The sequence below is a fragment of the Proteiniphilum sp. UBA5463 genome (genome assembly GCF_002427225.1).
Lineage (GTDB): Bacteria > Bacteroidota > Bacteroidia > Bacteroidales > Dysgonomonadaceae > Proteiniphilum > Proteiniphilum propionicum.
The window spans coordinates 1701-6524 of sequence record NZ_DIQL01000040.1 but is presented as its reverse complement, the minus strand read 5'-3'; the positions used below and the strand labels follow the sequence as shown (position 1 = coordinate 6524).

At 42.6% G+C, this 4824-nt stretch carries 4 protein-coding genes; all 4 read right to left on the bottom strand.

Annotated features, from left to right (window positions below; translation table 11 throughout):
- Window positions 1-214: 214 nt before the first annotated feature.
- Window positions 215-1090 (bottom strand): carbon-nitrogen hydrolase, encoded by an 876-nt coding sequence (locus B3B27_RS06390; protein ID WP_238841474.1) that lies wholly within the window; start codon window positions 1088-1090, stop codon window positions 215-217.
- A 358-nt stretch (window positions 1091-1448) separates the two neighbouring features.
- Window positions 1449-2471, bottom strand: coding sequence for an agmatine deiminase family protein (locus B3B27_RS06385; RefSeq protein ID WP_238841473.1), 1023 nt, complete (start codon window positions 2469-2471; stop codon window positions 1449-1451).
- Between the two features lie 4 nt (window positions 2472-2475).
- Window positions 2476-3264 carry an acyl-ACP--UDP-N-acetylglucosamine O-acyltransferase gene (gene lpxA / locus B3B27_RS06380; RefSeq protein ID WP_238841472.1) on the bottom strand — a complete coding sequence of 263 codons (789 nt, stop codon included), beginning with the start codon at window positions 3262-3264 and terminating at the stop codon, window positions 2476-2478.
- A 20-nt stretch (window positions 3265-3284) separates the two neighbouring features.
- Window positions 3285-4667, bottom strand: a complete 1383-nt coding sequence (locus B3B27_RS06375; protein WP_238841471.1) for a bifunctional UDP-3-O-[3-hydroxymyristoyl] N-acetylglucosamine deacetylase/3-hydroxyacyl-ACP dehydratase — start codon at window positions 4665-4667, stop codon at window positions 3285-3287.
- Between the last annotated feature and the right edge of the window lie 157 nt (window positions 4668-4824).

Sequence of the window (4824 nt, the reverse complement as noted above, 5' to 3'; positions counted from 1 at the left end):
ACTAGAAGTAATTCGTCCAGCAGCAGAAGCGCCACGGCAACACCTCAAAGGTCCACCTCTTCTTCATCAAGAAGCAATAGGGAGAGCAGTACGGTAAGGTCTACTTCCGGCTCCTCAAGCAGGAACAACAGCGCGGGCACTTCATCCTCAAGGAGCAGTAGTGAGAGCAGTAGATCCGGCAGATCCTCCGGACGCAGGTAACTAAGTTAAAATATCAATCAATCCAGCGCCTAATCAACCCACCGTACTCATCAATGCGGCGATCCCTGAAAAAAGGCCACCAGCGGCGCACACTCTCGGTACGAGATTTATTGATCTCAATTATTTGGGTAGCCTCCTCATTATCAGGAGCTCTATACAATAATTCGCCCTGCGGGCCACACACAAAACTATTTCCCCAAAATTGAATCCCCTTTGTTACTCCTGACGGATCGGGTTCAAATCCGGTACGGTTCACAGAAACAACTGGCAACCCGTTTGCTATGGCATGCCCTCTTTGCAGGGTAATCCATGCATCCTGCTGACGCTGTTTTTCATCATCGGTATCGGTCGACTCCCATCCTATAGCAGTAGGAAAAATAAGTATTTCTGCACCTTCAAGAGCCATAAGCCGGGCTGCTTCGGGATACCATTGGTCCCAGCACACCAAAACACCCAGCCTACCTGCTGATGTATCAATGGGGTGAAAACCAAGATCCCCGGGCGTAAAGTAAAATTTTTCGTAATATGCCGGATCATCTGGAATATGCATTTTTCGGTATTTTCCCACAATTGTTCCATCTTTCTCTATGACTACAGCCGTGTTATGATACAATCCTGCAGCACGTTTCTCGAAAAGGGAAAGTACGATCACTACCCTAAGCTCTTTAGCCAGCTGCCCGAACAGACTGGTAGAAGGCCCGGGTATTGTTTCCGCCTGGTCAAAAACATCAGTATCCTCGGTTTGACAAAAATAAAGCCCATTATGCAGTTCCTGCATTACAATCAGTTCTGCCCCTTCACTGGCCAGCTGTCTAATTTTTTGCTGTAATCTGGAGATGTTCTCATCCCTGCCTGCACTGTTGGCTTGTTGTATTACTCCTACTTTCATACAATTATTATTTTTTCACTTTATGGTATAAAAATGTTCTGTTAAAACTTTATTTATAATACTGGCAATCAATATGTTATACTAAATTCTCGAAAGTACTATACTCTATTGATATTCTGTAAATTATATGAATTATTTTGAAATAATTACCGAAGTATTGGCATAAAAATCCTATGATATTTAAGATAATCATATCCTCCAGGTATTTAACTATTATTCCAAACAATACAGTCCCATAATCATTTTTTTCGCATTCATTCATCTTATCCTCACAGTAAGATAATAATTTCTTAAATGAAGCCCTGATTAGTCAATTTTTTACGTTTGATATAAGACGTTTCGGATATATTACAATTTTTTAAATGAAGCCCTCGGGTAATTGCATGGTTATGCAGTGCAATGAACCATGTTGTTTAATTAAAGGCATGCAATCGATACCGGTAATCTCTCTGCCGGGAAAAGCTTTCTGAAGTTGCTTTTTCGCAATTTCATCTTTTTCTGTTCCGTAAAATGGAAGTAAAACCGCACCGTTTATAATCAAAAAATTGGCATATGTTGCGGGAAGCCGGCAACCATTATCGAACACCGGATCCGCCATCGGCAAATCTATAAGCCTGTAGGGTTGCCCGTCCATGGTAACATGTGACTTCAGTTCATCCTCCATCGCCCTCAACTCGCTGAAATGTTCATCGTTTACATCGTAACACTTCACGTAAGCTATTGTATCTTCGTTACAGAAGCGTGCAAGCGTATCAATATGGCTATCAGTATCATCACCTGCGAGGTATCCGTGTTGTAACCAGAGTACACGCTCTGCGCCCAATGACCTCTTCAAATATTTTTCAATTTCCTCCTGACTCATCGGCTGATTGCGGTTGGGAGCCAAAAGACACGCACTGGTAGTAAGTATTGTTCCTGCACCGTCAGATTCAATTGATCCCCCTTCAAGGATAAAATCCAACATGCTCTTATAACCGGTTTGAGCTTTGAAAACCCCCTTGTCAAACAATCTCCCTGTGATAAGGTTGTCTTTGTCGGCTGCAAATTTCAACCCCCAGGCATTGAATCCAAAATCCAACAGCATGGGTTTATTATCGATAAAAACAGATATGGCCCCATGGTCGCGCGCCCATGTATCGTTGCTATCTATTTCGGCCATGATAATATTTTTTCGCTCATTCTCGGTGAAATGTTTCAATATTTCATAGCCTTCCCTAGCAACGATAAGCAGTTTCTCCCTCTTAAGAATCTCTTTCGACAGGGTTATGTAACAAGCTGTAACCTCATCCAGTATATCAACCCAGTCGGTACCGTGATGAGGCCATGTTATCTGCACACCGCTCTGATGACTCCATTCGGCAGGGAAAACAATACCTGCCATAAAACTACCCTTCCATGTTGCCACGTACAATACCGCGATTCGATAAGCGGATGAAATCGAGTATCAGGCTGAGGTCGTCACTTTGCGGCAGCTCTTTTTCAATTCTCTCCACTGCCTGTGTGATGTTATAACCCGACTGGTACAGATAACGGTACACCTCCTGTATTGAATTAATGCGTTCGCTGGTAAACCCTCTACGGCGAAGTCCTACAACGTTGAGTCCAACAAAAATTATCGGTTCCCGTCCAACCATTACATATGGAGGGATATCTTTCGGGATCTTCGATCCTCCCTGAATCATAACATGGGCTCCAATACGAGAAAACTGATGTATCAGGGTACCGCCGCTGACAATGGCAAAATCGTCAATCTCTACTTCACCTGCTAGTTGCGTTGAGTTACCCAATATCACGCTGTCATTAATTACACAGTCGTGAGCCACATGACTGTAAGCCATAATAAGACAATCGTTGCCGACTTTTGTAAATCCTTTTGAAGCAGTACCTCTGTTCACTGTTGCACATTCGCGAATTGTAGTATTATCCCCGATAATTGCTGTTGTTTCTTCACCCTGAAACTTCAGATCTTGAGGAATGCCTGAAATAGTAGCATGTGGAAAAATTGTACAGTCTTTTCCGATACGGGCTCCGCTCAGGACTGTCGCATGGGTCATCACCCGGCTACCATCTCCTATTTCAGTATTCCGATCGACATAAGCAAACGGTTCTACAACCACATTATCTCCCAGTACGGCCTCAGGATGTACAAAGGCCAAAGATGAAACACTGTTCATAAATATGAGAACGATTAAAATTATTTATTTTTAATTATTTGCGCAGTAAAATCGGCTTCAGAGATTACTTTGTCTCCTATAAATGCCAATCCTCGCATCGTGGCAATTCCCCGACGTAACTCACTTGTAAGTTCTACCCTGAAAATTAGGGTATCACCAGGAACCACTTTATGTCGGAATTTCACGTTATCAATCTTCAGAAAATATGTAGAATATCTTTCCGGCTCATCTAACCTCCCAAGGACCAGCAAGCCACCTGTTTGAGCCATCGCCTCAATCTGCAAGACACCTGGCATAACAGGCTCCTGAGGAAAATGGCCCATAAAAAAGGGTTCATTGGTCGTAATGTTCTTAACCCCTACAATATAATTGTCGGTCATCTGTATAATCTTGTCCACCATAAGAAATGGATAACGGTGCGGCAGCAATTCGCGGATACGGTTATTGTCCATCACTGGCTCTGCAGTTACATCATAAACGGGAGGCTGAACTTCATTTAGTTTAATATCTTTACGAATAAGCCTTGCCAGATGATTGTTGATCTTGTGTCCGGGCCTGATGGCGATAAGCCTTCCTTTAATAGGCTTTCCAATAAGTGCTATATCCCCGATGATATCAAGAAGCTTGTGACGGGCAGGTTCATTCGGAAAAGCAAGTTCACGATTGTTAAGATATCCAAGTTCTTCTGCATTGTGGCGTGGCACATTCAACTCATCTGCAATCTCATCAAGTTCATTCTGCGACAATTTCCTCTCATAGATCACAATTGCATTATCCAGGTTTCCCCCCTTAATAAGCCCTGACTGCCTTAGTTTTTGTATCTCACGAACAAAAACAAACGTGCGCGCCGGGGCTATCTCTGTTCCAAAATCGGTAACAGAGTCCATTGTAGCGGACTGATTTGGAATATAGTATGAATCAAATTCAATAAATGAATTGACACAGAAAGCATCGTCCGGCAACAATGTCAGTTTTGATCCGGTTTCGGGGTCAGACACCTCTATTTTATTGCGTACAATATAATAATCCTTCTCCTTTTCTTGCTCCTGAATACCCGTAGCAAGTATGGCTCTGACATATTCGGCAGCACTTCCGTCAAGAATAGGGAACTCTGAAGCATTGACTTCTATAAGGCAATTATCAATTCCGGATGCATATAGTGCTGCAAGTCCGTGCTCTATCGTGCTAACGACTACGTCCCCTTTACCTACAACGGTTCCTCGTTGGGTATTAACCACATTTTCTGCCAATGCTTCAATCACAGGCTGATCTTCTAGATCAATTCTTTTTATCTTATATCCGTGATCTACCGGGGCGGGTTTAAAGGTTACCTCAATTTCTAGTCCCGTGTGGAGTCCGGTTCCACGTAGGGTGAAGTTATCTTTTAATGTATTCTGTTTCACTTTATATACTTTTAAATAGTAGTTTCCTTTCAGGTTTTTACAGCGTAAAACAAGTTCAGGCAAATTTAGTTGCTTTGAATCCTGTTATATTTTCGTCCGCAATTGCATAACTCAATCGAGTTTGCTTCTGTCTCGCTTAACGAAATAGTTCACTAAA

Excerpts from the sequence above, each read along its gene's own strand:
- B3B27_RS06390 (WP_238841474.1), bottom strand. The coding sequence starts at position 1,090 with ATGAAAGTAGGAGTAATACAACAAGCCAACAGTGCAGGCAGGGATGAG.
- B3B27_RS06385 (WP_238841473.1), bottom strand. The coding sequence starts at position 2,471 with ATGGCAGGTATTGTTTTCCCTGCCGAATGGAGTCATCAGAGCGGTGTG.
- lpxA (WP_238841472.1), bottom strand. The coding sequence starts at position 3,264 with ATGAACAGTGTTTCATCTTTGGCCTTTGTACATCCTGAGGCCGTACTG.